19 protein-coding genes are annotated in these 26,427 nt (G+C 69.3%); 15 read left to right on the top strand and 4 right to left on the bottom strand.

What is annotated here, in order from left to right:
- Positions 1–90 precede the first annotated feature (90 nt).
- From ACWGO6_RS04755 to ACWGO6_RS04720, 8 genes are all read left to right on the top strand, one after another.
- Positions 91–1,206, top strand: a complete 1,116-nt coding sequence (locus tag ACWGO6_RS04755) for a GuaB3 family IMP dehydrogenase-related protein (RefSeq protein ID WP_136042865.1) — start codon at positions 91–93, stop codon at positions 1,204–1,206.
- 58 nt (positions 1,207–1,264) lie between these two features.
- Complete coding sequence (locus ACWGO6_RS04750; RefSeq protein WP_452326112.1) at positions 1,265–2,023, top strand: SURF1 family protein; 759 nt, start codon at positions 1,265–1,267, stop codon at positions 2,021–2,023.
- Positions 2,024–2,260: 237 nt separating this feature from the next.
- Positions 2,261–6,883: an ExeM/NucH family extracellular endonuclease gene (locus ACWGO6_RS04745; protein ID WP_452325989.1), complete on the top strand. Its 4,623-nt coding sequence runs from the start codon at positions 2,261–2,263 to the stop codon at positions 6,881–6,883.
- 259 nt (positions 6,884–7,142) lie between these two features.
- On the top strand, positions 7,143–7,655 hold the full coding sequence (locus tag ACWGO6_RS04740) for a DUF3817 domain-containing protein (protein WP_136042753.1): 513 nt from the start codon (positions 7,143–7,145) through the stop codon (positions 7,653–7,655).
- Positions 7,652–9,238 (top strand): glutamine-hydrolyzing GMP synthase, encoded by a 1,587-nt coding sequence (gene guaA, locus ACWGO6_RS04735; RefSeq protein ID WP_452325988.1) that lies wholly within the window; start codon positions 7,652–7,654, stop codon positions 9,236–9,238. The genes ACWGO6_RS04740 and guaA overlap by 4 nt, the downstream gene beginning before the upstream one ends.
- Before the next feature lie 8 nt (positions 9,239–9,246).
- Positions 9,247–10,632, top strand: coding sequence for a glycosyltransferase (locus ACWGO6_RS04730; protein ID WP_452325987.1), 1,386 nt, complete (start codon positions 9,247–9,249; stop codon positions 10,630–10,632).
- A 191-nt stretch (positions 10,633–10,823) separates the two neighbouring features.
- The gene (locus ACWGO6_RS04725; protein ID WP_452325986.1) at positions 10,824–11,249 is read left to right on the top strand and encodes a YciI family protein; all 426 of its coding nucleotides are present in this window, start codon (positions 10,824–10,826) and stop codon (positions 11,247–11,249) included.
- A complete protein-coding gene (locus ACWGO6_RS04720) occupies positions 11,249–12,544 on the top strand; it encodes an RNA polymerase sigma factor (RefSeq protein WP_452325985.1) in 1,296 nt (431 codons plus the stop codon). The genes ACWGO6_RS04725 and ACWGO6_RS04720 overlap by 1 nt, the downstream gene beginning before the upstream one ends.
- A 60-nt stretch (positions 12,545–12,604) precedes the next feature.
- Here ACWGO6_RS04720 and ACWGO6_RS04715 read toward each other — a convergent pair whose 3' ends face one another.
- A complete protein-coding gene (locus tag ACWGO6_RS04715; protein ID WP_028502343.1) occupies positions 12,605–12,877 on the bottom strand; it encodes a GlsB/YeaQ/YmgE family stress response membrane protein in 273 nt (90 codons plus the stop codon).
- A gap of 161 nt (positions 12,878–13,038) precedes the next feature.
- Positions 13,039–13,965 (bottom strand): Bax inhibitor-1/YccA family protein, encoded by a 927-nt coding sequence (locus ACWGO6_RS04710; RefSeq protein WP_136042748.1) that lies wholly within the window; start codon positions 13,963–13,965, stop codon positions 13,039–13,041.
- An 89-nt stretch (positions 13,966–14,054) separates the two neighbouring features.
- Here ACWGO6_RS04710 and ACWGO6_RS04705 point away from each other — a divergent pair, with 89 nt between their 5' ends.
- The gene (locus ACWGO6_RS04705; RefSeq protein ID WP_452325984.1) at positions 14,055–15,041 is read left to right on the top strand and encodes a glycerophosphodiester phosphodiesterase family protein; all 987 of its coding nucleotides are present in this window, start codon (positions 14,055–14,057) and stop codon (positions 15,039–15,041) included.
- A 27-nt stretch (positions 15,042–15,068) separates the two neighbouring features.
- On the opposite strand, the gene ACWGO6_RS04700 is transcribed toward ACWGO6_RS04705, so the two are convergent.
- Positions 15,069–15,530, bottom strand: coding sequence for a hemerythrin domain-containing protein (locus ACWGO6_RS04700; RefSeq protein WP_452325983.1), 462 nt, complete (start codon positions 15,528–15,530; stop codon positions 15,069–15,071).
- Between the two features lie 25 nt (positions 15,531–15,555).
- Entirely contained in the window at positions 15,556–15,954 is a 399-nt protein-coding gene (locus ACWGO6_RS04695) for a YccF domain-containing protein (protein WP_136042745.1), read from the bottom strand.
- Between the two features lie 89 nt (positions 15,955–16,043).
- On the opposite strand from ACWGO6_RS04695, the gene ACWGO6_RS04690 reads away from it, so the two are divergent.
- The 6 genes from ACWGO6_RS04690 (at position 16,044) to ligD (ending at position 26,393) form a co-directional block, all read left to right on the top strand.
- Complete coding sequence (locus tag ACWGO6_RS04690) at positions 16,044–17,090, top strand: ABC transporter ATP-binding protein (RefSeq protein WP_452325982.1); 1,047 nt, start codon at positions 16,044–16,046, stop codon at positions 17,088–17,090.
- Positions 17,087–18,106 (top strand): ABC transporter permease, encoded by a 1,020-nt coding sequence (locus tag ACWGO6_RS04685; RefSeq protein ID WP_136042743.1) that lies wholly within the window; start codon positions 17,087–17,089, stop codon positions 18,104–18,106. Before ACWGO6_RS04690 ends, ACWGO6_RS04685 begins: the two co-directional genes overlap by 4 nt.
- 239 nt (positions 18,107–18,345) lie before the next feature.
- Positions 18,346–21,459, top strand: a complete 3,114-nt coding sequence (locus ACWGO6_RS04680; protein WP_452325981.1) for a lamin tail domain-containing protein — start codon at positions 18,346–18,348, stop codon at positions 21,457–21,459.
- Positions 21,460–21,563: 104 nt separating this feature from the next.
- Positions 21,564–24,038, top strand: a complete 2,475-nt coding sequence (locus ACWGO6_RS04675) for an ATP-dependent helicase (protein ID WP_452325980.1) — start codon at positions 21,564–21,566, stop codon at positions 24,036–24,038.
- A gap of 62 nt (positions 24,039–24,100) precedes the next feature.
- Positions 24,101–25,258, top strand: coding sequence for an SseB family protein (locus ACWGO6_RS04670; protein ID WP_452325979.1), 1,158 nt, complete (start codon positions 24,101–24,103; stop codon positions 25,256–25,258).
- Between the two features lie 61 nt (positions 25,259–25,319).
- Positions 25,320–26,393 (top strand): non-homologous end-joining DNA ligase, encoded by a 1,074-nt coding sequence (ligD, locus tag ACWGO6_RS04665; protein ID WP_136042739.1) that lies wholly within the window; start codon positions 25,320–25,322, stop codon positions 26,391–26,393.
- The last annotated feature ends 34 nt before the right edge of the window (positions 26,394–26,427 follow it).

Here is a 26,427-nt window from a genome sequence, read left to right as displayed (position 1 = left end):
CCCGATGCCGTCGCGGACCTTCGCCGCTCCGCACCGTCTCGAGCTCTGCCCGAGGCGACGGCCGCGCCCGGGTAGGCTGGTCGGGTGACCATGGAGATCGAGCTCGGCCGAGGAAAGCGCGCACGTCGCGCGTACACGTTCGATGACATCGCGGTGGTGCCTTCCCGGCGCACGCGCAACCCGGAGGATGTGTCCACCGCCTGGACCATCGACGCCTTCGGGTTCGGCATCCCGGTGCTCGGCGCGCCGATGGATTCGGTCGTCAGCCCGCAGACGGCGATCATGCTGGGCCAGCTGGGCGGGCTGGGCGTGCTCGACCTCGAGGGACTGTGGACGCGGTACGAGAACCCGGAGCCGCTGCTCGCCGAGATCGCCGGCCTCGACGAGGGCACGGCCACGGTCCGCATGCAGGAGCTGTACGCCGAGCCGATCAAGCCCGAGCTCATCACGAGCCGCCTCGCTGAGATCCGCGAGGCGGGCGTCACGGTGGCGGGCTCACTGACGCCGCAGCGCACCCAGGAGTTCTACGACACCGTCGCCCGCGCCGGCGTCGACCTGTTCGTCATCCGCGGCACCACGGTCTCGGCCGAGCACGTGTCGAGCGTCGCCGAACCCCTGAACCTCAAGAAGTTCATCTACGACCTCGATGTCCCGGTCATCGTCGGCGGGGCCGCCACCTACACCGCGGCCCTGCACCTCATGCGCACCGGAGCAGCTGGAGTGCTCGTCGGCTTCGGCGGGGGAGCGGCGTCCACGACGCGTGCGACCCTCGGCATCCACGCGCCGATGGCGACCGCTGTGTCCGACGTCGCCGCCGCGCGACGCGACTACCTCGACGAGTCCGGCGGCCGCTACGTGCACGTGATCGCCGACGGTGGTGTCGGCACCTCCGGCGACATCGTCAAGGCGCTCGCCATGGGTGCGGATGCGGTCATGCTCGGCGTCGCGCTGGCTCGCGCCACCGACGCCCCCGGCCGCGGATTCCACTGGGGCCCGGAAGCCCACCACCCGAAGCTTCCGCGCGGCCGCCGGGTCGAGGTCGGAGGGATCGGCACGCTCGAGGAGATCCTCTACGGTCCCGCTCCGGTCGCCGACGGCACCGCGAACCTCATCGGCGCGCTGCGCAAGTCGATGGCGACCACCGGGTACTCCGACCTCAAGGAGTTCCAGCGGGTCGAGGTCGTGCTCGCGCCGTACGAGGCCTGAGGTTCAGCGCACCACCGTGACCACGCCCGCACTGTTCCCCCCGACCCTTCGTGAGGTCATGCTCCGGGGACGCTGGATCGGCATGCTGCTGCTGTGCCTCCTCGTCGCCGGCGTGTTCGCCTGGCTCGGGCAGTGGCAGCTCGAGCGGGCGATCGAGACGGATCCGCCCGAGCCCGGTGCGACCGAGCAGGTGCAGCAGCTCACCGAGGTCCTCGAGCCGGGGGAGTACCTTCCCGAGCCGCTGGTGGGACAGCGGGTCGAGACGTCCGGGGCCTGGGTGCCCGAGGACTTCATCGTCGTGTCGAGCCGGTTCAACGACGACGTCGAGGGCTACTGGGTCACCGGTCAGCTGCGCGTCGACGAACGGACATCGATCGCGGTCGCGATCGGATGGGCCCCGGATCGCGCGGCGGCGGATGCGGCAGTGACGGAACTCGAGGCCGGTGCCGACGGGTCGGTGGTCGAGATCTCGGGGCGCATCATCTCCGACGAGGGCCCCAAGGTTCCCCCGCACTCCGATCCGGAGCGGTTGGATCGGATGTCGCCGGCTGCTCTCCTCAGTCGTTGGCACGACATCGAGCAGCTCGACGTCTACCGCCCCTACCTGGCCTCGACGACGGCGACCGCCGGCCTGATCGACATCTCGTCGCCGGCGCCCGATGAGATGTCGCCGGTGAACTGGCTCAACGTCTTCTATGCGGTGGAGTGGGCGATCTTCGCGGGCTTCGCGTTCTACCTCTGGTACCGCCTGGCGAAGGATGCCTGGGAGCGCGAGGTCGAGGAGTTCGAAGACGCGGCTGCGGCGAAGACAGCCTGATCATCGCGCGCATCCGCGCGCGAATCGATGCGCAATTGCGTGCCGTCTCTCCGCGATAGCGACCTTCGTCAGGGGTCGTCGAGGCCATCCGGTGAGCGGTCGATGACGAATCGGAAAACTCCGTTGAGGATGTCCGGACCGCTACGTATGCTCGCACCATGTGAGCACGCTGGGAGTTCTCCCTGTGCGCCGTGACAGTCCTGAGAAGTGTCGAACCCGACCGAGGAGACAGCACCGATGATGTCCGCTTCAGACGACGAGAACCGCAGGGTTCCCGTCTCGCACCGTAGAAGTCGGGGGCGCATCGGCGCTCTCGCCGTGACCTGCGTCGCCGCGCTGGGCCTCGGCTCGCTGGCCGCTGTGCCCGCCGCAGCCGACACCACGGGTACGGGGGTGGTGATCAATGAGGCTTATCTCTCCGGCGGCAGCGCGGGGGCGGCGTTCAAGAACAAGTTCATCGAGCTCTACAACCCGACCTCGGCGCCGATCACGCTCGACGGCATGTCGCTGCAGTACCGGTCGGCGACCGGCACCGGCGCCTCCAATGGCGTCGCGCCGCTCACGGGCGTGATCCCGGCCGGCGGCCACTACCTCGTGCAGGGCAACAGCAACGGCGCGAACGGGGCGGAACTGCCGGCTCCCGATGCCACGAGCACCCTGACTCCGAGCGGCACGAACGGCACGCTCGCTCTCGTCAAGGGCACGGCCGCGGTGACTCTCACGCCCGGTTCGGTCGTGGGCGTCGACGGTGTGATCGACGTCCTGGGCTACGGCACGTCCAACACGTTCGAGACCAAGGCGGCGACCCCGCCCGCCGGCAACACCGACGTGAAGTCGCTGAACCGCACCGACGGTGTGGACACCGACGACAACAGCGCCGACTTCACGCTCTCGGCCACGATCACTCCGCAGAACTCCGGCGACACCGACCCGGGCACCGACCCCGGCGGCGAGCCGACAGAGGCGACGATCGCCGAGGTGCAGGGCACGACCGACGTGTCGCCGCTGAGCGGCAAGACCGTGCAGGTCGAGGGCGTCGTCACAGCCGACTACCGCACCGGCGGCTACAAGGGCATCGTCATCCAGACGCAGGGCTCCGGCGGTGCGACGGACGCGACTCCCGGCGCCTCGGACGGCGTGTTCGTCTTCTTGAACGCACTGGCTCCGAGCGTCGAGATCGGAGACCTCGTCTCGGTCACCGGCTCCGTGAGCGAGTACTTCGGGCAGACTCAGCTGAACCCCGCCGCAGCCGCCGACATCGAGGTGCTGACCGCCGGCGTCGGCGTTCCCGCCGTCACGCCGCTGCCCGCCACGGTGCAGGGTGCCGACCGCGAGCAGTACGAGAACATGTACGTCGCTCCCGAGGGCAGCTACCGTCTCGCCTCCAGCCACCAGCTGTTCAACTTCGGCACACTGTGGCTGAATGCCGGTGCCGATCTGGCCGTGAAGAGCACCGAGACCACGCGTCCCGGCGCTGAGGCGGCGGCCATCGCCGCGGCCAACCGCGCCAACCGCATCCTTCTCGACGACGGCTGGTCCATCCAGGTGTCCAACAGCGGGCACCCCGGAGAGCAGCCGTACTTCACCAAGGACACGGTGGTCCGAAACGGCGACACCGTCGACTTCGGCGACAACGGCTACGTGCTGCAGTGGGGCTTCAACGACTGGCGTCTGCAGCCGGTCGTGCCGATCGACGACTCCTCGTCCGCCGACCTCAAGGTCGGGTTCGAGGCGACGAACCCGCGCACCGACTCCGCGCCTGAGGTGGGCGGCGACGTGCAGGTCGCGTCCTTCAACGTCTACAACTACTTCACGACGCCGAAGAGCGAGAACTCCAACGCCCGCGGGGCCGCGAACGCGGCGCAGTTCGCGATCCAGAAGTCCAAGATCGTCGCGGCGATCAACGGACTCGACGCCGAGATCGTCTCCCTCATGGAGATCGAGAATTCGGTCAAGCTGGGCAAGCCCGTCGACACGGCCCTCAAGGACCTGGTCGCCGGACTCAACGCCGACGCCGGCAGCGAGGTGTGGGACTACGTGCCCACGCCCGCCGCGCTGAACGACGCGGCGACGACCGACTACATCACCAACGCGATCATCTACAAGAAGGACGCCGTCGAGACCGTGGGCGACAGCGCCACGGTGACCGACGAGACCGTGTGGGGCAACGCCCGCGAGCCGATCGCGCAGGCGTTCGACATCGACGGCCGCGTCGTCACGGTGGTGGCGAACCACCTGAAGTCGAAGTCGCCGCCCGAGGGCGCAGGTGCCGAGCCGGCAGACGGACAGGGCTTCTTCAACGCCGACCGCGTGAAGCAGGCGAACGCGATCCTGGCCTTCACCGCCGAGCTCGAGGAGACCACCGGCAGCAGCGACATGCTGCTGATCGGCGACTTCAACGCCTATGGCAAAGAAGACCCGATCGACGTGTTCACCTCGAAGGGGTGGAGCGACCTCGTCGCCGACAAGACCGATGGTCAGTACACGTACACGTTCGACGGTGAGCTCGGTTCGCTCGACCACGTGATCGCGTCGCCGTCGCTCACCTCGTCCATCACGGGCGCAGGCGTGTGGGGCATCAACTCGCCGGAGTGGAGCGATCGCGGCTACGCGTACGGCGCCACCGAGTCGGGAACGCCGTACCGGTCCAGTGACCACGACCCGATCATCGTCGGCGTCTCCTCGGAGATCCCGCCGGTGAGCATCGACGTCGTCACGGTCAACGACTTCCACGGTCGGATCGAGGCCGACGGCGCCGCCGCCGGTGCCGCCGTGCTGGCGGGAGCCGTGAAGCAGTTCCGCGACGCGAACCCGAACACGATCTTCGCCGGTGCCGGTGACCTGATCGGTGCATCGACGTTCACCTCGTTCATCAACGACGACAACCCGACGATCGACGCGCTGAACGCGGCCGGTCTCGATGTCAGCGCCGCGGGAAACCACGAGTTCGACCAGGGCTGGGAAGACCTGCGCGATCGCGTGCAGGAGCGCGCGGACTGGGAGTACATCTCCTCGAACGTCTTCGTGACCGAGACGGGCGAGCCCGCGCTCGCACCGGCCTGGGTGAAGGAGCTCGACGGCGTGAAGGTCGGCTTCGTCGGTGCCGTCACCGAAGACCTCGACTCGCTCGTCTCGCCCGAGGGCATCAAGGACCTCGAGGTCCGCAGCATCGCCGACTCCGTGAACGCGGTCGCCGACGATCTGCGCGACGGCGACGAGTCCAACGGCGAGGCGGATGTCGTCATCCTGCTCGTGCACGAGGGCGCTTCCAGCGTCGAGCTGTCGAGCATCACCCCGGATTCGCCGCTCGGCGAGATCGTCTACGGCGTCGACGACGACGTGGACGCGATCGTGTCGGCACACACCCACCTCGCCTACAACCACGTGATCGACGGCCGCCCGGTCGTCTCCGCGGGGCAGTACGGCGAGAACCTGGGCCTGATGAACATCAAGGTCGACCCGAAGACGAAGGACCTGATCTCGATCACCAACGAGATCAAGCCCCTCACCGCGGCGGGCAAGCCGCTGTATCCGGCGGTTCCCGAGGTGCAGGCGATCGTCGACAAGGCCAAGGCCGAGGCCGACGTTCTGGGCGCGATCAAGGTCGGTGACATCACGGCCGACTTCAACCGGGCGCGCCAGAGCGACGGCAAGACGGAGAACCGCGGTGGCGAGTCCACCATCGGCAACTTCGTCGCCGACGTGCAGCAGTGGTCCACGGGCGCCGACCTGGCGCTCATGAACCCCGGCGGCATCCGCGCGAACCTCACCTACGCGTCGTCCAACGCGAACGATCCCGCAGGCAACGTCACCTATCGCGAGGCGGCGACGGTACAGCCGTTCGCGAACACGCTGGTGACGCTGACGCTCACCGGTGCGCAGCTCAAGGGCGTGCTCGAGGAGCAGTGGCAGCCGGCGGGTTCGGCGCGTCCGTTCCTGAAACTCGGAGTCTCGGAGGGTCTGGTCTACACCTACGACCCCGCTGCGGCACAGGGAGCACGGATCACGTCGATCACGCTCAACGGCACGCCGGTGGACCCGGCGGCGAACTACACGGTCGCCGCCAACTCATTCCTCGCCGCGGGTGGAGACAACTTCTTCACCTTCAAGGAGGGCGCAGGCAAGCGCGACACCGGCAAGATCGATCTGCAGTCCATGGTCGACTGGTTCGACGCCAACAAGACCGCGAGCCCCGACTACGCCCAGCGCGCGGTCGGAGTGGCGGTCAGCCCCGCCGATGCCGACGGATACAGCGCCGGCGACCAGGTGACGGTGTCGCTCTCCTCGCTGGCCTTCAGCGCGGGCGAGCCGGCGCCGGGCGAGGTGACGCTCTCGCTGGGCGACACCGTGCTCGCCACCGGAGCCGTCGATCCGGCGGTCGTCGACACCACCGACGAGGGCGGTCGCGCGAGCCTCACCTTCACGGTGCCCTCCGGCGTCTTCGGGGAGCAGTCGCTCACCGTCGCCGTCGCCGGAACCGGGACGACCGTGCAGGTGCCGTTCGCGATCGCCGGTGAAGAGGAGTTCGCCGGCACGATCGCCCTCGGCTCGTCGAAGGTGACCGCGGGCAAGAGCCTCAAGGTCACCGGTGAGGGCTACGTGCCCGGTGAGACGGTGAGCATCGAGCTGCGTCCTAAGAAGGGCAAGCCTGTCCCGGTCGGCACCGTTCAGGTGGGTGCCGACGGCACGTTCAGCACCCAGGTCACCGTGCCGAAGAGCGCGCCGTCGGGCAAGTACACCGTCGCCGCGTCGCAGGCCGACGGGGATGCGGCGACCGCGACGGTCACGGTCAACCGTGCCGGCGGAATCGTCGGCGCGATCCTCGACTGGCTCTGGGAACTGCTCACGCGGTGGTTCTGATCCGGGACGAGTGGTTCTGATCAGATAGCCGGATGACACAGGCGGAGGCCGTCGGGAGTGATCCCGGCGGCCTTCGTCGCGCCCGCCGTCTCCGCCCCCGCTCCTCGGCACAACTTCGGAGTCCGAGGCAGACACGCCGGGCTGAACGCCCGAGGATCGGCGTGTGGCTTCCGATCTCCGAAGTTGTGTCGTCGCGGGTGGGGAGCGCGACCGTCTGCGGCCGGATTCGGCATGATTTCCCGGCGGCTAGACTGGACGCATGCCCGAACCGAAAGTCGCCAGCTTTCCGGCGATCCGCGGTGCGCTGAAGTTCTACCAGATCGCGTCGATCATCACAGGAGTCATGCTGCTCCTGCTGCTGACCGAGATGGTGCTGAAGTACACGCCGATCCACCTCGAGCTCTTCATGGGAGGCTCCGGAGGACCGCTCTGGTTCGCCGGCGTGCTCGCCGGGCCCGACTGCCAGTGGTGGTCGCTGTTCGCCCCGATGACCAACTCCTGCGAGATGACCTCGCTGGGCGACGGGTTCAACCTCTCGCTGTTCATCCTCGTGGCGCACGGCTGGTTCTACGTCGTGTACCTCTTCGCGTGCTTCCGCATGTGGAGCCTGATGCGCTGGCGCTTCCCGCGCTTCATCATGCTCGCGCTCGGCGGCGTCGTGCCGCTGCTGTCGTTCTTCATGGAGGCGGTCGTCGCCCGTGAAGTCAAGACCTATCTCGCCACCAGAGAGGCCGCCGAGGCCTCCACCCCCGCCCCGGAAGGTGTCCGTTGACCGAACAGTCCGAGACCCAGCAGCGTCCTGCGCTCGTCGTCGACTTCGGCGCGCAGTACGCGCAGCTGATCGCCCGTCGTGTGCGCGAGGCCGGCGTCTACAGCGAGATCGTGCCGCACACGGCCACGGCCGAAGAGATCGCCGCCAAGAACCCGGTCGCGATCATCCTCTCCGGCGGTCCCTCGTCGGTGTACGAGGAGGGCGCGCCGAAGCTCGACCCGGCAGTCTTCGACCTCGGGGTTCCGACCCTCGGCATCTGCTACGGCTTCCAGTACATGGCCCAGACGCTGGGCGGCGAGGTCGCGAACACCGGCCTGCGCGAGTACGGCGCGACGGATGCCGCGATCTCCGGCGACGGCGGCACGCTGCTCGGCGGTCAGCCGGTGGAGCAGAACGTGTGGATGAGCCACGGCGACCAGGTCGCCAAGGCCCCCGAAGGCTTCGACGTGCTCGCGACCACGGATGCGACCAAGGTCGCGGCGTTCGCGAATGAGGAGCGCGGGTTCTACGGCGTGCAGTGGCACCCCGAGGTCAAGCACTCCGACCACGGCCAGCGCGTGATCGAGAACTTCCTGCACAAGGGGGCGGGTCTCGCCTCCGACTGGAACAGCGGCAACGTGATCGCCGAGCAGATCGAGCGCATCCGCGAGCAGGTGGGTGACGCCCGCGTCATCTCGGCGCTCTCGGGCGGGGTCGACTCCGCAGTCTCCACGGCCCTCGTGCACAAGGCCATCGGCGACCAGCTCACCGCGGTCTTCGTCGACCACGGCCTTCTCCGCAAGGGCGAGCGCGAGCAGGTCGAGAAGGACTACGTCGAGTCCACCGGCGTGCGTCTCATCACCGTCGACGCGGCAGACACCTTCCTCGGTCACCTCCAGGGTGTGACCGACCCCGAGGAGAAGCGCAAGATCATCGGCCGCGAGTTCATCCGCGCGTTCGAGAAGGTGCAGCTCGATCTCGTCGCCGAGGCGAAGGCTTCGGGCGGCGCTCCCGTCAAGTTCCTCGTGCAGGGAACGCTCTACCCCGACGTGGTGGAGTCCGGCGGCGGTGCGGGCACCGCGAACATCAAGTCGCACCACAACGTGGGCGGTCTTCCCGACGACCTCGACTTCGAGCTGATCGAGCCGCTGCGGGCCCTCTTCAAGGACGAGGTCCGTGCGATCGGTCGCGAGCTCGGCATCCCCGAGGCGATCGTCGGACGCCAGCCGTTTCCGGGGCCCGGTCTTGGCATCCGGATCATCGGTGAGGTCACCGCTGACCGTCTCGAGATTCTGCGTGAGGCCGACGCCATCGCCCGCGAAGAGCTGACCAAGGCAGGGCTCGACCAGGAGATCTGGCAGTGCCCGGTCGTGCTGCTGGCCGACGTGCGCTCGGTGGGCGTGCAGGGCGACGGCCGCACCTACGGTCACCCGATCGTGCTGCGTCCGGTGTCGAGCGAAGATGCCATGACCGCCGACTGGACGCGTCTGCCCTACGACGTGCTGTCGAAGATCTCCAACCGCATCACGAACGGCGTGCGCGACGTGAACCGCGTCGTGCTCGACGTCACGTCGAAGCCGCCGGGGACCATCGAGTGGGAGTAGGGAGCGCGTTGCTCCCCGATGCGGCGCCGGGCCTTCCCGACGCCGAGTACCTGGTGCTGTCCAGCCGGCTGATCCCGGGCCTCGACGGCGGGTACACGATCGCGACGCTCGCGCGCGCCCGTCAGCTTGCCGGAGCGGGCGTCGCCGACGGTGCCGGTCCGCAGCTGCTCACGTTCGATCCGGGAACCGCGGCCGATCACGCCGCGCACCGGATGACGTTCGCGGAGCACGGTGCGCTGGCGGACCCGTCGCGGCTGCGCAACCTCTTCGACGAAGCGGTCGCGCCCGACGGGGGAGCGGTCGAGTGGCTGCGTGATGCGGCGGATGCTGCCGTCACCGCCGACCCAGATGTCGAGTATCGCGTACTGACCGATGCCGAAGGGCGCCCGTTCGCGGCGCTGCCCGTCATCCCGGGCAACCCCGACTGGCACCTCACCGACGAGCCGGTCCTCGTGTACGACGAGTCCGGCGAGGTCATCGGAGCGCTGCACGGCTTCCGCGGCCTCTACCGCGCCTGGCTGGAGCACGTGACGGCCGCGTTCGGCGACCGTCGCATCATCGTGATCTGCGAGTCCCGCCAGCTGGGCGAGCTCATCGCGGACTGGTCGGATCCGCGGGTGCGCATCGTCCACACGATCCACACCATGCACGTGGAGGCGCCTTACACGCCGGACGCGCCCATGAACACGCTCTGGACGCGCTGGTTCCGCCTGGCCGACCGCTTCGACGCCGTGATCTGGCCGACCGCCACGCAGCGCGATGACGTGGTCGCCCGGTTCGGGGAGTCGACTGTGCACGCGGTGGTGCCGAATCCGATCGCTCCCGTGGAGCCGCGGGACGAGCTTCGCGAACACGGTCTCGTCGTCGTGCTGGGCCGCCTCGCGCCCGGCAAGCGCATCGATCATGCGATCCGTGCCTTCCTGGCAGCCGACGTGCCCGGTGCCCGGATGGAGATCTGGGGCGGCGGTCCGGAGCAGGAACACCTGCGTGCCCTGATCGAGGATCTCGACGCCGGGGACCGCGTCGTGCTCGCCGGATACACCGATTCGCCTGCGACGGTCCTGGACCGCGCCGCGCTCGTCGTCACGTCGACCGCCTTCGAGGGGCAACCGCTCGGCGTCGTCGAGGCGCTCCTGCACGGCGCACCCGTGGTGGCGTACGACGCCCGCTACGGCATCCGCGACGTGCTGCAGCATGGCGGTGGCGTCCTGGTGCCGAGCGGAGACATCGACGCGCTGGGCGCGGCGATCCGTTCCCTCCTGACCGACCCCGACCGACTCGCGTCTCTGAGTGCAGAGGCGCCGTCGGTCGCCGCGGCGTGGAGCCCGCAGCGCTCCCTCGACGCCCTCACGGCAGTTATCGCTGAAGCGGCCTCCGCCCCTCCGCGTCGCTGAGCCGTCCGCTCCCGTAACCTGCGCTCCCGCTCCGGTCGCAGTTTCGGTCGCTTTCCCGCGCTGAAACCGACAGAAAGTGCGACCGGAGCGGCGTCCAGAAAAAAGTTCTCGCCGATGTCGATCTGTGGCATTCCCGTTCGACGTCTGTAGTGAGAGGGTCGAGAGACGGCCCTTCGAACAAGGAGAACATCATGAAGTTCATGCTCATCATGCGCGCAGACGACAGTGGCGTCGAGGCATACAAGGAGATGCCCTTCGAGCAGGTCATCGAGGCCATGGGGAAGTACAACGAGTCGATGATCAAGGCCGGCGTGCTGGTCGCCGGCGAGGGCCTGACCGACGCGGCCGAGGGCTTCGTCGTCGACTTCAGCGCCGAGAAGCCGCTCATCACCGACGGCCCCTACGGCGAGACCAAGGAGCTGTTCAACGGCTTCTGGATCCTCGAGGTCTCCTCACGCGAAGAGGCGGCCGAGTGGGCGAGCCGTGCCCCCCTCGGCCCCGGATCCTTCCTCGAGGTGCGTCGCGTGACCGGCGTCGAGGACTTCCCGGCCGACAACGAGTGGATCGAGAAGGAAGCCGGCTGGCGCGACGAGCAGGCCCAGCGCGCACAGCAGTGATGGACACTTCCGCACACAGCGAGACCGTGCGTTCCGCCCCCGATGACGGGTCGGCGGAGCGCGCGGTCGCCGCGGTGTGGCGCATCGAATCGGCCCGCATCGTGGGCGCGCTGACCCGCATGGTCGGTGACTTCGGTCTCGCCGAGGACCTCGCCCAGGAGGCACTGGTGGATGCGCTTCGGCAATGGCCGGTCGAGGGGGTGCCGCGCAACGCCGGGGCCTGGCTCACGGCGGTGGCGAAGCGCAAGGCGATCGACGGATGGCGACGCGCGGAGCGACTGGATGCCCGGGTCGCCGCTCTCGCCCACGACCTGGAGCGCGAACAGGCCGAGTCTCCGGACATGCTGTGGGACCCGGATGCCGTCGATGACGACGTGCTGCGCCTGATCTTCATCGCGTGCCACCCGGTGCTGTCGAAGGAGGCGCAGGTCGCTCTGACCCTCCGAGTGGTCGGTGGCCTGTCGAGCGAGGAGATCGCCCGCGCCTTCCTCGTACCGACGGCGACCGTGCAGCAGCGGATCGTGCGGGCGAAGAAGACCCTCGCGGCGGCGAACGCACCCTTCGAGGTGCCGCCTCGCGAGGAGCACGCCGCTCGTCTCGGCGCGATCCTGGGAGTGCTGTACCTGATCTTCAACGAGGCGCATGCGGCGAGCAGCGGGCCGGAGTGGATGCGCCCCGAGCTGAGCGACGAGGCCATTCGCCTCGGCCGGGTGCTCGCGGCGCTGATGCCGCGCGAGCCGGAGGTGCACGGGTTGCTCGCACTGATGGAGCTCACCGCGGCCCGGTTCGCCGCGCGGGTGGATCGGAACGGCGACCCCGTGCTGCTCGCCGATCAAGACCGCGGACGGTGGGATCGCGGGCGCATCGCCCGCGGCCGCGCGGCGTTGACGACCGCCGACGCGCTCGGTCGAGGCCGCGGTTCGTACTGCCTGCAGGCCGCGATCGCGGAGTGCCATGCGGTGGCGGCATCCGTCGACGACACCGACTGGGACCGCATCGTGCTGCTCTACGAGGCGCTCGGACGGATCTCGCCGTCGCCGGTCGTGGAGCTCAACCGTGCCGCTGCCGTGGCGATGGCCACCGGCCCCGCATCCGCGTTGCGGATCATCGATCAGCTGTCGAGCTCGGGGGCGCTGCGCGGCTACCACCTGCTGCCCGCCACCCGGGGCGAGCTGCTGCGGCGGCTCGGTCGCGAGGAGGAGGCGAGGAGCGAGTTCGCGGTCGCCGCGGGGCTCGCGGGCAACGATCGTGAGCGTTCCCTGCTCGAGCGGAAGGCCGCCGGGGCAGAGAAATGACCCGCCCCCTTCGGGAAGCGCGAGGCTGCCGAAGGGGACGGGCGTAGGGAAAGCGTGGTGTCAGTCGTTGACCTTCTGGCCACGACCGGCGATCAGGCCGTAGATCAGCAGCACGACGATCGAGCCGGCGATGGCGAGGAGCCAGGTGCCCAGGTCCCAGAATTCGGTCAGGGGCCGGTTGAGGATCAGGCTGCCGAGCCAGCCGCCGAGCAGGGCGCCGACGACACCGAGAAGGAGGGTGATGAACCACCCGCCACCCTGCTTGCCGGGCAGGATCAGCTTGGCGATGGCCCCGGCGATGAGGCCGAGGAGAAGAAAGCCGAGAAAACTCATGGTCAGCTCCTATGTGTCGGGAGCCCCGGGGTGCCGGGGCTTCGTGATGACAACACTGCCGGTCTTCGAGGCCGCGCGACAACCCCTTGCGCTCACCTCCCCGGGTATGCCAAAAGGCCCGCCTCCACGGGGGAGACGGGCCTTTCGAAGGGCGATTCGCGTCAGTTGTTGCCGCGTACGATCGCGATGATGCGCAGGATCTCGACGTAGAGCCACACGACCGTCACCATGATTCCGAAGGCGCCCAGCCAGCCGTACTGGCGCGGAGCGCCGTTGCGGACACCCTGCTGGATCTGGTCGAAGTCGAGCACCAGGGAGTATGCGGCCATGATCACGACGAGGACGCCGATGATGACGCCGAGCGGGATGCCCATGATGTTGGCGCTGAGGAGGCCGAACTCCTGGCCCTCGGGCAGCACGCCGGTCCACATGAGGACGAGGTTCAGCAGCGAGAAGACGAGGTAGCCGATCATCGCGATCATGAAGATCTTCGTCGCCTTCTTCGACGCGCGGATCTTGCCGTTCGCGAAGAGCGCCAGGGTCACACCGACGACCGAGACGGTCGCGAGGGTCGCCTGGAAGACGATGCCGGGGTAGATGACCTCGAAGAAGGCCGAGATGCCACCGATGAAGAGGCCCTCGAGCGCGGCGTAGCCGAAGATGAGCGCGGGGCGCACCTTCTTGCGCGAGGTGAAGGTGATGACCATCGCGAGCACGAAGCCGCCGAGCGCGCCGATGATCCACGGCAGCATGTTGACGGGCGCCGGGTTCTGCGGGTTGTACGGAGGGGCGTCGATGCCGCCGAGCGTCCACACCCAGCCGATCGCCGCAGTGACGAGAAGGATGGCGAACAGGCCGGCGGTCTTCCAGACGGTGTCCTCGACGGACATCCGGTCGGTCTCGATGGCGCCTGCCGGCGGGGCCGCGTACATGCCCTCGAGCTGTGCGTTGGCCGCGGCATCCATCGCCCCGTGCTGGAGCGAGGCGTTCTGCGCGCCCTGAGCAGCCTGCGGTCCGCCCGGGTATGTCGCGACATTGCGCGGGTCCTGCTGCTGGAAAGCAGGGTTGTTGAAAGCGAAGTTGCTCATTGGTGGGCCTCACTCCAAAGGGGGTTGTAGGTCTCTTTCCTCCACGATACTCGGGTGGTGCCGCTCCGGGCGTGTTCTACGCTGAGAGCGTGCCCAGGAAATCACCCCTCGTCATCGGGCACCGCGGTGCGCCCGGCTACCGCCCGGAGCACAGCCGCTCCTCCTACGAACTGGCGCTCGCCATGGGCGTGGATGCCGTGGAACCCGACGTCGTCGCCACCAAGGACGGCGTCCTCATCGTGCGGCATGAGAACGAGATCTCGGGCACGACCGACGTCGCCCTGCATCCGGAGTTCGCCGACCGCAAGACGACCAAGCGCGTCGACGGGCAGGCGCTGACCGGCTGGTTCACCGAGGACTTCACGTGGGCGGAGCTGTCGACCCTGCGCGGGCGCGAGCGGCTGCCCGAGGTGCGGGTCTCGAGTGCGAGCTTCGATGACTCGCAGGCCATCCTCCGCCTCCGCGACGTGCTCGACATCGTGCGCGACGGCTCGGCCGAGCACGGTCGGGAGATCGGCGTGGTGCTCGAGGTCAAGCACGCCACCTACTTCGCCAGCATCGGCCTCGACCTGGCTCCGCTGATCGAGCGTGAGCTGCGAGATGCCGGGTGGGCCGACGGCGAACTCCCGCTGGTGATCGAGTGCTTCGAGTCGACGGTGCTCGGGCAGCTGCGAGAGCGCGGCGTCTCCGCGTCGTACATCTACCTCATCGAGGCGAAGGGCCGCCCCTACGACCGGCTGGTGGCCGAGGGCAAGCAGGCGCTCACGTACAAGGCGACCGTCACGCCCCAGGGGCTCGACGGGTTGGTCGGCCGCGTCGACGGCATCAGCGTGAACAAGAAGATGCTGCTCGCCCGAGGCAACACGATCGTCGCCGATGCGCATGCCCGCGGCCTGCAGGTCTTCACCTGGACGTGCCGGCCGGAGAACGCGTTCCTGTCGCCGGAGTTCCGGGGTTCGGGTGGACGCTCCGAGTTCGGGGACTACGAGTCCGAGTGGGGCGTCATCGCGCGTCAGGGCGTCGACGGTGTCTTCGTCGACCACCCCGATCTGGGCGTCGCGTTCTTCCGCAGCTGAGCGGCGGCCTCGGCGGACAGCCGCGGCTCAGAGGGGACCGAGCACGCTCTTCACATCGTCGTCGAGTGCGAGCGCGCGCAGCGGTTCGAGGATCTCGCGCTCCTCGAAGCGGAAATGCGACTCCATGATCGCGGCGATGCCATCGAGGTGACCGGCGATCGTAGGCGCATCGTCACCGCGCTCGGCCGCGGTGCGCAGCGAGCCGAGCAGGTGCGCGAGCATCGAGTGGTCCTGCATCAGCTTGTCGATGACACCGCCGAGCTCGGGGTGCTCCGCGCGCAGCGCCGGCAACAGTGCGCGATCCTCGGCGCCGTGGTGACCGTCGAGCGCTGCGCAGAAGCCGATGCAGTAGAGCACGAGTTCGGAGGTCGCATCGGGGGCGGCGTCACCGCGGTCCAGCGCGTCACGGGTCGCGGCGAGTGCGGCACGGAGGCAGGAGTGGGCGGAGCGGAGTTCCTGATCCCAGGCGATCAGGCGGGCGGCATCCATCGCCCCAGTGTAGGTAGGCTCCCGGTCAGAGGGTGCGGTCGAAGGCGCCGCGGCGGGTCGAGACGATCTCCTTGCCGAGCGGCATGAGCGAGATCGGGACCATCTTGAAGTCGGCGATGCCCATGGGGATGCCGATGATCGTGATGCAGAGCAGGATGCCGGAGACGATGTGCCCGATCGCGAGCCACCAGCCGGCCAGGATCACCCAGAGGACGTTGCCGAGGAACGAGCCGACGCCCGCCGTCGGCTTGCTGACGACCTCGCGCCCGAACGGCCAGATCGCGTAGGCGGCGATGCGGAACGAGGCGATCGCCCAGGGGATCGTGATGATCGGGATGCACAGCAGGATGCCGGCCAGGACGTACCCGAGGAACAGGGCCCATCCGGCCAGGATGACCCAGATGATGTTGAGGATCGTGCGCATGGGGAGATTGTGTCACCCTCGTGACTCGCTGTCTGAGCATCCGCCCCGAGGTCCCCGGCCTCCGGTGTTCCCGATGCCAGACTGACCGCATGACCGGAATCGTGGTGCAAGACGTCAGTAGAGCGTTCGGGACGGTGCAGGCGGTGAGAGGGGCCACCCTGCGAGCCGAGCCGGGCCGCGTGACCGGACTGGTCGGGCCGAACGGCGCGGGCAAGACGACCCTGCTCCTGATGCTCGCCTCCCTCCTCGCGCCCGATTCCGGCTCGATCAGCATCGGCGGAGTCGACCCGTCGGTCGACCCGCTCGCCGCACGGCGTCTGCTCGGATGGATGCCGGATGCGCTCGGCGCCTGGCCCTCGCTCACCGCGAGGGAGACCATCGTCACGACGGCCCGCCTGTACGGCATCGAGAAACCGGATGCGGACGCTCGGGCGCAGCATCTGCTCGCCCTCGTCGGGCTCGCGGAGCTCGCGGACTCTCCCGCCAAGGTGCTCTCCCGCGGGCAGAAGCAGAAGCTCGGCCTCGCCCGCGCGCTCGTGCACGATCCGCAGGTGCTGCTCCTCGACGAGCCGGCCTCCGGCCTCGACCCGGAGGCGCGGGTCCAGCTCCGCGTGCTGCTGCGCCGACTGGCCGCCGAGGGCCGCACGGTCCTGATCTCGAGCCACATCCTCTCCGAACTCGAAGAGGTCGTCGACGACTCCGTCTTCCTGGTCGCCGGCGCCGTGGTGGATGCCGCGCCCGCGCAGACCTCGGTGCGCGCCTGGCGAGTCCGGCTGGCGGGCGCGACGCCGGAACGCCTGAATGCCGACACGTGGCAGGTGGCGTCGAACCTCGGCCTCGCACCCGAGTCGCTCGCCACCGACCGTGGCGGCGTCCTGGTCGGATTCGCCGGTGACGACGCGGCGGCGCAGTCGCTGCGCCGGCTCGTCGAGGCGGGGCTGCCCGTCGCGGAATTCGCCCCGGCGCAGAGCGACCTGGAGCACACGTTCCTCAACCTGCCGCAGGCGCCGGTGCCGCAGGCCACCGCCTCCGGCCTGCAGCATCCGGCGCCGCCGGCGGCATCCTCTCCCGCCGCGCCACCAGCGCCACCGGCTGCGCCACCCGCGGCACCGACCGGAACGGAGGCGGGAGCATGAGCCTCGCGAACATCGGGATCATCGCCCGACTCGAACTGACCCAGCGGCTGCGGAGCGTCGGCTGGTACGTCCTGTTGGGCGTGTTCGCCCTCATCCTGCTCGGGGTCACCGCACTCGCGTTCGCGGTGTACTCCTGGGGCGACTTCGTCGGTGCCGGCGTCTACTCGATCGTCGTCAACATCGTGCTGCTGCTGGTCGTGCTGGTCTCGCCGACCCTCAGCGGAAACGCGATCAACGGCGACCGCGATGCTGCGACCCTCGCCGCGGTCCAGGTGACAGCGGCTTCGACCGGTGACATCATGCTCGGCAAGCTCCTCGCCGCCGTCGCGACCGGAGGAGCGTTCCTCCTGGTCGCTGTGCCGTTCCTCGCACTGTCGCTGGTGGGAGGCGGAGCGGACGCGCTCGTGCTGCTGGTCTCGCTGCTCGTGCTCGCCGTCGAGATCATCGTGGTCGCGGCGATCGGCGTCGGCCTGAGCGGACTCATCGCCCGCCCGCTGTTCTCGGTCGCAGCGACGTACCTCGTGGTCGCCGGCCTGGTGTTCGGCACGCTCATCGCCTTCGGATTGGGCGGCATGGCCGTGCGCAGCGAGGCGACCACGTACTCCCGCCCCTACGACGCGAACGGTGCCCCCATCTGCGACGAGTGGGAGGTCGGCACCACCTACGAGGTGCCGCGGTTCGACTACGTCTGGTGGGCGCTGTCGGCCAACCCGTTCGTCGTGCTCGCCGATGCCACGCCCACGGAGTTCTCGCCGGAGGGCTACCCGGTCGATCTGTTCGGTCAGATCAAGCTCGGCGTGCGCAGCGCGCAGCAGTCGCCGCTCGAACAGCGCTGGGACGAGTGCGACCCCGACGGCGGCTACCGTACGCCGGAAGAGACCATGGAGTCCTCGGTTCCCAGCTGGTTCGTCGGACTCGGGGTGCAGGTCGTCATCGCAGGCTCGCTGTTCGCCGGGGCATGGGCGCGCACGCGGACGCCCGCGCGCCGCCTGCCGCCGGGAACCCGCATCGCCTGATCCGTTCCCCGGAGTGTTCCGGTCGCACTTTCTGCCGCTCTGATCCCCTTCAGGCGGCACAAAGTGCGACCGGAACGGGCGAGGCGTGACGGGGCGCCCGGAAGTCGCCACCTCCCGTTCACCTTCCGTGCACCGGGCGGACTCCCGGCGGCCACGCGGGATCGGTGGTCTGGGCTGGTACCCGACTGAGTCCGGTCGGCCCGCGTGGGCCCGCCGGCCGAGCCCCCCAGGAGTCCTCCATGCCCCGCCTGCAATCCGCAGCCGCGGTCGCGGCGGTGTGCGCACTGAGCGCCGCCGCCCTGCTCGCCACTCCCACCGCCGCCATCGGCGCCGATCCCGGCATCCGCCCGACTGAGACGGTCGCGGCCGCCCAGAGTCTCGTGCTGAACGAGATCGTCTACGACGACGCGGCGACCGGCCTCGCCGACCAGATCGAGATCTACAACGCCGGCACCGAGACGATCGACCTCGCGGGCTGGAAGGTCGCCGACGAGAAGCGCGACAGCTTCGGCGCGGCTCCCGCGGGCACGTCGCTGGCACCCGGAGAGTTCCTCGTGCTCGTGAAGGACGTCGACTTCCCGTTCGGTCTCGGCAAGGGTGACGAGGTCGTGCTCTTCGACCCGAGCGGCACCGAGGCCGACTCCTATGCATACGAGAACACCGCGCCGCTGTCGGTGTGGGCGCGCTGCGCCGACGGCACGGGCGAGTGGGCGCATGCCACGGCGGCGACCCCTGGTGCGGCCAACGACTGCTCGGTCGCTCCCGTATCGGGATCCATCGTGATCAACGAGGTCGACTCGCAGCCCGCCGACTGGGTCGAGTTCTACAACTCCGGTACCGAGGCGCTCGACATCTCGGGTTACGAGATCCGCGACAACTCCGACGATCACCGCTGGCGGTTCCTGGCCGGCACGAAGATCGAGGCGGGCGAGTTCCTCGTGGTCGACGAGGGCACGATCGGTCTCGTCGGAGGCGCGGAGGCGGCGTTCCGCGACCCGATCGGCATCGGCAGCGCCGACCGCATCCGCCTCTTCGACGTGGCCGGCGCGCAGATCGACGACACCCTCCCGTGGGAGGGGCATGCCGCGATCGACGGTGACTTCGCCGCAGCCACGCTTGCGCGCTGCCCGGACGGCGTCGGCGCGTTCGTGCTCGCCCACTCGACGCCCGGAGCAGCCAACTCGTGCATCATGCCCGAGGTCGTGATCAACGAGATCGAGTCGAACGGCGACACCACCGACTGGGTCGAGGTCACGAACACCGGCAGCACCGCTGTCGACCTCTCCGGCTGGACCGTCATGGACAGCGACCCCACCGGTCACGCGGTCGAGACGACACCGCTGCCGGCCGGAACGACGCTGCAGCCGGGCGCCTACTTCGTCTTCGACCAGCCCGCGAACTTCGTCTTCGGTCTCGGCAACGGCGACACAGTGACGATCCGCGACGCGAACGGCAACACGGTCGACGAGCACGTGTACACCGCGCACGCGGCGGGCGTCCTGGCGCGGTGCGCCGACGGCTCCGGCGACTTCGCCGATGTCGCGGTCTCGACCAAGGGGCTGCGCAACGCCTGCGGCAACCCGGTGCGCCTCAACGAGGTCGAGTCCGACGGCGGGTCGCCCGACGACTGGGTGGAGCTCGTGAACCCGACCGACGCGGCCATCGACGTCTCGGGCATCGTGGTGAAGGACGACGACGACACCCACGCGTACTCGATCCCGTCCGGCACCAGCATCGGCGCGGGGGAGTACCTCGTGATCGAGCGCGAGCAGCTCGGCTTCGGCCTGGGCGGCGGCGACGCGGTTCGCCTGTTCGACGGCGCGCTGGTCATCGACGAGACGACCTGGGGCGAGGGTCACGCGGCCGTCACCTGGGGCCGCTGCCCGGACACGACGGGGGCCTTCGCCGCCACGACCGAGTCCACGAAGGGCGCAGCGAACGTCTGCGCCGGCGAGGTCGCGGTCTCGCCGTGGCCCGGTTCGGCGGAAGTCCGCGTGCTCGACAGCGTCCCGACCTTCCTCGAGGACAGCTCGGGACTGGATGTGCAGGAGACGGCGGACGGCGCGTTCCTCTGGGCCGTGGACAACGGTGAGGGCCGCATCTGGAAGCTCGAGGCGCACGCCGACGGCTCGGTCGAGAAGGTCGACGGCTGGGATGCGGGCAAGCGCGTGCGCTTCCAGAAGGATGCCGCGGACGCGGGTGCCGCAGGTCCGGACACCGAGGGCATCACGGTCGACGGCGACGGCTTCGTCTACGTGGCGTCCGAGCGGGACAACAGCGCCAAGGGTGTGAACCAGAACGTCGTCCTGAAGGTCGACCCCGAGTCCTCGAACGGTGACCTCGTCGCCCAGCAGGAGTGGGACCTCACCGCGCTGCTGCCTGCCGTCGGTGCGAACCTCGGTATGGAGGCCGTGCAGTGGGTGCCGGATGCCGCGCTCGCCGGAAAGCTCTTCGACGACAACACCGGCGCGGCCTACAAGCCCGCGGACTACGCCGGCCACGGTGGCGGACTGTTCCTGGTCGCGGTCGAGGACAACGGTCACGTGTACGCCTTCGCGCTCGGCGGTGACGGCTCGGCGACGCTCGTGTCGGAGATCGCCCCCGGACTCGCGGGTGTGATGGCTCTCGACTACGACAGCGTGCGGGGCACCCTCTGGGCCGTCTGCGACGACGGCTGCCACGGCCGTTCGGCCGAGATCACCCTCAACGGCACTGCCAAGCCGGGCATCGCCCAGCACGACCGTCCGGCCGGCATGCCCGACATCAACAACGAGGGCTTCGCGACCTCGCCGGCATCGCTGTCGGTCGACGGCAAGCGTCCGGTGTGGTGGTTCGCCGACGGCTTCGCGTCCGAAGCGCTGCGCACCGGAACGCTTCCGGGCGTCGACGGCGAGAACCCCGGAGGCGAGAACCCCGGTGGCGAGAACCCCGGCGGCGAGAACCCGCCGCTGCCCGGTACGGATCTGATCGACGGCAACCGCAACGGCGTGACGGTCGATCCCTCGGTCGCCACCCGCGGTCAGAAGGTCACGGTCACCGTCGGAGCGGACGCGGCGGGCGAGGACATCTCGGTGTGGATGTACTCCGACCCGGTGCAGCTCGCGACCGGCGCGCTGTCTGCAGCGGGCGCGATCACGGTGACGGTGCCGACGGATGCCGCACTGGGTGCGCATCGGATCGCGGTGTACGACGCCGACGGCGCACTGCTCGGCTGGGCCGACATCCGCATCGCGGACGGTGCGGGCGGGCTCGCGGCGACCGGTTCTGAGTTCCCGGTCGCGGCGATCGCGCTGGCGCTGATGCTCCTGGTCGCGGGAGGCGTGGCGGTCCGACGCCGCACACGCACCGCCTGAGGCCGGACGGGTGCGCGGTCGAACCCGCGCACCCGTCCGCAGCGGTCTCCGGCGCCGCATCCTCGTGCCGCAGTGTCGGTGCCGACGCCTAGACTCATAAGGCCATGACCGAAGCTCCTCTCATCGTCCCCGGATCCGTCGGCCCCCGCTCCTCCGGGGCCCCGGGGCAGGACGACCTCCTCGCCGGCCTGAACCCCCAGCAGCTCGAGGCCGTCACCTACCGCGGCCCCGCGCTGCTCATCGTCGCGGGTGCCGGATCGGGCAAGACGAGCGTGCTCACCCGCCGCATCGCCTCGCTGCTCCGCGGGCGCGAGGCCTGGCCGAGCCAGATCCTCGCGATCACCTTCACGAACAAGGCGGCCGGCGAGATGCGCGAGCGCGTCGAGGGGCTGATCGGCGACGCCGCCCGCGGCATGTGGATCTCGACGTTCCACTCCGCCTGCGTCCGCATCCTGCGCCGCGAGGCCCAGCAGTTCGGCTACACGAAGTCGTTCACGATCTACGACTCCGGCGACTCGCGCGCCTTGCTGAAGCGCCTGGTCAAGGAGCACGAGGCCGACGCCTACGGCCTCACCCCGGCAGCCGTGCAGTCGCGCATCTCCAAGCTCAAGAACGAGCTGTCCGACGCCGAGTCCTATGCGCGTCAGGCCAACATGAGCGATCCGGCCGAGCGGGTCTTCGTCGAGGTCTTCGCCGACTACCAGCGGCAGCTTCAGAAGGCCAACGCCTTCGACTTCGACGACCTCATCGGACAGACCGTCTACCTGTTCCGGGCTTTTCCGCAGGTCGCCGACACCTATCGCCGCCGGTTCCGGCACATCCTGGTCGATGAGTACCAGGACACCAACCACGCGCAGTATTCGCTGATCCACGAGCTCACGCGCCCGGTCTCCGGCGCCGCGGGCTCTGCTCCCGACCCGTATGCCTCGAACGGCATGATGATCTTCGAGCCCGATCCCGAGCCCACGGCGGATGCCGGCGAACCCGGCGCCTCGCTCACCGTGGTCGGCGACTCCGACCAGTCGATCTACGCCTTCCGCGGCGCAGACATCCGCAACATCAGTGAGTTCGAGCGCGACTTCCCCGGCGCCCGCGTGGTGCTGCTCGAGCAGAACTACCGCTCGACGCAGAACATCCTCTCCGCGGCGAACGCCGTGATCGGCAACAACTTCGACCGCAAGGACAAGAAGCTCTGGAGCGACAAGGGCGACGGCGATGCCATCATCGGCTTCACCGGCTACTCGCAACACGACGAGGCGCAGTTCGTCGCCGATGAGGTCGAGGCGCTGCATCGCGCTGGCATGCCCTATTCCGAGATGGCCGTGTTCTACCGCACGAACTCCCAGTCCCGTGCGCTGGAAGAGATCTTCATCCGCTCGGCCGTGCCCTACAAGATCATGGGCGGCACGAAGTTCTACGACCGCGCCGAGATCAAGGACGCGCTCGCCTACCTCGTCGCGGTCGCGAACCCGGCCGACGAGATGTCGGTGCGACGCATCCTGAACAAGCCGCGGCGCGGCATCGGAGATGTGACCGAGACGGCCATCGCCCGTTTCGCCGAAGACCACGGCATCAGCTTCCGCGACGCGCTGTCGATGCCGGGTCAGCTCGGGGTCGGGCCGAAGATCCAGGCGGCGATCGGGCAGCTCGACGCCGTGCTCACCGAAGCCGCAGCGATCCTGACCCCCGCCACGGGCGAGGTGCCGCCACCCACGAGCGTGGCCGACGGCCTGGGCGTGCTGCTCGGCAAGAGCGGCTACCTCGATGCGCTGCGCGCGAGCCGCGACCCGCAGGACGAGGCCCGTGTCGAGAACCTCGACGAGTTCGTGGCCGTCGCCCGCGACTTCGCCCGCAACAACCCCGAGGGCACGATCGTCGACTTCCTCACCGAGGTCGCGCTGGTGTCCGACGCCGACGACCTCGACGACGAGTCCGGCTCGGTGTCGCTCATGACCATGCACACGGCGAAGGGCCTCGAATACGATGCCGTCTTCGTCACGGGTGTCGAGGAAGACCTCATCCCGCACCGCATCTCGGCCGGTGAGCCCGGCGGACCGCAGGAAGAGCGGCGACTCTTCTATGTCGGCATCACGCGGGCCCGCAAGCGGCTGCACCTGTCGCTAGCGATGACGAGGGCGCAGTTCGGCGAGGTCACCGTGGCGATGCCCAGTCGCTTCCTGCAGGAGATCCCGGCGAACCTGATCGACTGGCGGCAGTCGCCGGGAGACGTGAACTCCCGCGGGGGCATGCAGTCGCGGGCTCTGAACGCCCGTCGCCAGGGCGGGTTCGGCGGTTCGGGCTCCGGTGACCGGTTCGCCGTCAAGGCGCTGCCCGGTCGCGACTCCCTGAAGCCGCTGTCGACCGCGATGGACAAGTTCCCCAATCGGGTCACGGCCAAGATGCGCGACAACGGCGACCTCGAGCTCACCGCGGGCGACCGCATCCGTCACGTCGACTTCGGCGAGGGGCGGGTGGATGCCGTGACCGGCGAGGGCGCGAAGCGCATCGCCCACGTGCGGTTCGACTCGGCGGGGCAGAAGAAGCTGCTCATCAAGGTCGCGCCCATCGAGAAGATCTGACCGGCGCCGCGCCTCCGTCGACGGCGGAGCGCACAGGGGAATGCCGGTTAGGCTGGCTGATTATGGCCCTCTTCTCCCGCCGCAAGAAGTCCGCAGACGATGCCGTCGCTCCCGCCGCTGAGACGGAGGAGACGGCGGCCGGGTCGGATGCCGTGAACACCGATCAGGGCGCGACCGAGGTCGAGCAGCCCGTCGAGGCACCCTCGATCGGCATCTCGGTGCAGGCGTTCCGCGGTGTGGGCGCCGAGGCCGGGCCGGAGGTGGCGCTGCCGACCTCCGATGCGCCGTCCGAGACAGCATCACCCGCTCCGCGTCCGGCGCAGTCCGCTCCGGCCGCGCAGCCTGCAGCCCCCGCTCGGCCCGCCGCTGTCGAGGAACGGCGCCTTCCGCTCGCCTCGCCGCTGCCGCCCGAGCAGACCGAGACCGTCGCGGGGATGAAGGACAACGTGCTGCTCCGCGAGGCGCTCACCGAGATCGAGGCCGGTGCGTCCAACGACCAGCTGCTCGGTGTGATGCGCCAGGCGCTCCAGGGACACCTCTACATCCGTGTGAACGGCGACGCGCGTGCACAGATCAGCGAGGGCAAGCCGCTGTCGGTCGCCGTCGTGCGCGACAACGACGACCGGCAGTTCATGCTCGCGTTCAGCTCGGCGCGCGCGGTGCGCGACTCGGTGCAGCTCGAGGCCGATCCCGCGGCGACCTCCGCCGTCGCTCAGCCGGTGACCTCGGTGCTGCAGCAGGTCGTCTCCGGAGACTTCGCGGGTCTCATCGTCGACAACGCCTCCGCGCCCCACCGTGTGGTCTTCCCGACGGATCTGCTGCAGAAGACGCTCGAGCAGGCTGACGTCGAGATGACGGTCAAGAGCATCCTCGCCGCTCCCCGCGAGCAGGACTCGGCGCTCAAGGTCGGTGAAGCGCTCGCGGTGAAGCGGATGTGGGTGGCCGTGAACGAGGGCGACGGCAGCGGCCAGGCCGGCATCGCCGAGGCGCAGACCACCGACGGCCGCCGCTTCCTGCAGCTCTTCTCCCACCCTCTCGAGGTCATCGCGCTGGGCCGCGGCGACCGTCCGCTCCCGTTCGAACCGGAGCAGCTGGCGAAGGTCCTCTCGAGTCATTCGGACATGGCCGGAGTGATCGTCGACTCCGCGGGGCCGTCGATCATCGTCGAGCGGGATGCGCTCACTCCGGTGCTCGCGCTGGCCGTCGCGCTCGGCGACTGACGGATCACGCGGGGCAAGCGCGGGGGTTCCTTCCGTCGGAGCATCGCTCTAGGGTCGGAGCATGGCCTCAGAACGCGTGACTCTGACCGTCGCCGACTCCGATGGGGAACGCGAGGTCGCGCTGTCGAGTCCGAACCGCGTGGTCTGGCCAGACCTCGGCGTCACGAAGGCCGAGTTGGCCGAGTACGCGCAGCTCGTCGCGGAACCCTTCCTTGCGGCCAACGGCAATCGTCCGGTGTCGCTCGAGCGCTTCCGCGACGGCGTCGGCGCGTCCGGGGGGCCGCGGGCGGAGGGCTTCTTCTCGAAGAACCCGCCCAAGGGGACACCCGACTTCGTCGACGCTGTGACCGTCACGTACAACAGCGGACGCCAGCATCCGCAGATCGTGCTGAACAGGGCGAGCGCGATCGTCTGGGCCGTGCAGATGAACACGATCGTCTTCCACCCCTGGGCTTCTCTGGCCACCGACGCCGACAACCCCGTCGAGCTGCGCATCGACCTCGACCCGCAGCCGGGCACGGATTTCGCGGATGCCGTGACTGCCGCGCACACGCTGCGCGAGGTGCTGCGCGAGGCCGGGCTGGAGGCGTTCGCCAAGACCAGCGGCAACCGCGGCCTGCATGTCTTCGCACCGATCGAACCGACGCACGAGTTCCTGGACGTGCGGCATGGCGTGATCGCGGCCGGGCGCGAGTTGGAGCGACGGATGCCGGAACAGGTCACCACGAACTGGTGGAAGGAGGAGCGCGGGGAGCGGATCTTCGTCGACTTCAACCAGGCCAACCGCGACCGCACGATGGCCGGTGCTTACAGCCCGCGCGCGCTGCCGGGGGCGACGGTGTCCACTCCCGTCGAGTGGGACGAGCTCGACGGCCTGGACCCGCGCACGTTCACGGTGCGCAGCATCCCGAAGCGCCTCGAGGAGGTCGGCGATCCCTGGGCGACGATGCAGGCTTCCTCCGGCCGCATCGACACGCTGCTGGAGTGGTGGGAGCGCGACAAGGAGAACGGGCTGGGGGAGCTGCCGTTCCCGCCGGAATTCCCGAAGATGCCGGGGGAGCCCCCTCGGGTGCAGCCGAGCAAGAAGGTCGCCGCCAACTGGGACGAAGACGGCACTCCCGCCGAGAAGGACTGAACTTGCGGGCTGAGCATTTTCGTATGACAATATT

Source organism: Microbacterium sp. NPDC055665 (genome assembly GCF_053618035.1).
Note: the sequence above shows the minus strand (reverse complement) of the source record. Positions and strands in the feature narration are given on the sequence as shown.

Excerpts from the sequence above, each read along its gene's own strand:
- ACWGO6_RS04715 (WP_028502343.1), bottom strand. The coding sequence starts at position 12,877 with ATGAGTTTTCTCGGCTTTCTTCTCCTCGGCCTCATCGCCGGGGCCATC.
- ligD (WP_136042739.1), top strand. The coding sequence starts at position 25,320 with ATGGCCTCAGAACGCGTGACTCTGACCGTCGCCGACTCCGATGGGGAA.
- ACWGO6_RS04720 (WP_452325985.1), top strand. The coding sequence starts at position 11,249 with ATGGACACTTCCGCACACAGCGAGACCGTGCGTTCCGCCCCCGATGAC.
- ACWGO6_RS04695 (WP_136042745.1), bottom strand. The coding sequence starts at position 15,954 with ATGCGCACGATCCTCAACATCATCTGGGTCATCCTGGCCGGATGGGCC.
- ACWGO6_RS04750 (WP_452326112.1), top strand. The coding sequence starts at position 1,265 with ATGCTCCGGGGACGCTGGATCGGCATGCTGCTGCTGTGCCTCCTCGTC.
- ACWGO6_RS04740 (WP_136042753.1), top strand. The coding sequence starts at position 7,143 with ATGCCCGAACCGAAAGTCGCCAGCTTTCCGGCGATCCGCGGTGCGCTG.
- ACWGO6_RS04670 (WP_452325979.1), top strand. The coding sequence starts at position 24,101 with ATGGCCCTCTTCTCCCGCCGCAAGAAGTCCGCAGACGATGCCGTCGCT.
- ACWGO6_RS04685 (WP_136042743.1), top strand. The coding sequence starts at position 17,087 with ATGAGCCTCGCGAACATCGGGATCATCGCCCGACTCGAACTGACCCAG.
- ACWGO6_RS04755 (WP_136042865.1), top strand. The coding sequence starts at position 91 with ATGGAGATCGAGCTCGGCCGAGGAAAGCGCGCACGTCGCGCGTACACG.
- ACWGO6_RS04680 (WP_452325981.1), top strand. The coding sequence starts at position 18,346 with ATGCCCCGCCTGCAATCCGCAGCCGCGGTCGCGGCGGTGTGCGCACTG.
- ACWGO6_RS04690 (WP_452325982.1), top strand. The coding sequence starts at position 16,044 with ATGACCGGAATCGTGGTGCAAGACGTCAGTAGAGCGTTCGGGACGGTG.
- ACWGO6_RS04675 (WP_452325980.1), top strand. The coding sequence starts at position 21,564 with ATGACCGAAGCTCCTCTCATCGTCCCCGGATCCGTCGGCCCCCGCTCC.
- ACWGO6_RS04710 (WP_136042748.1), bottom strand. The coding sequence starts at position 13,965 with ATGAGCAACTTCGCTTTCAACAACCCTGCTTTCCAGCAGCAGGACCCG.
- ACWGO6_RS04725 (WP_452325986.1), top strand. The coding sequence starts at position 10,824 with ATGAAGTTCATGCTCATCATGCGCGCAGACGACAGTGGCGTCGAGGCA.
- ACWGO6_RS04700 (WP_452325983.1), bottom strand. The coding sequence starts at position 15,530 with ATGGATGCCGCCCGCCTGATCGCCTGGGATCAGGAACTCCGCTCCGCC.
- ACWGO6_RS04745 (WP_452325989.1), top strand. The coding sequence starts at position 2,261 with ATGATGTCCGCTTCAGACGACGAGAACCGCAGGGTTCCCGTCTCGCAC.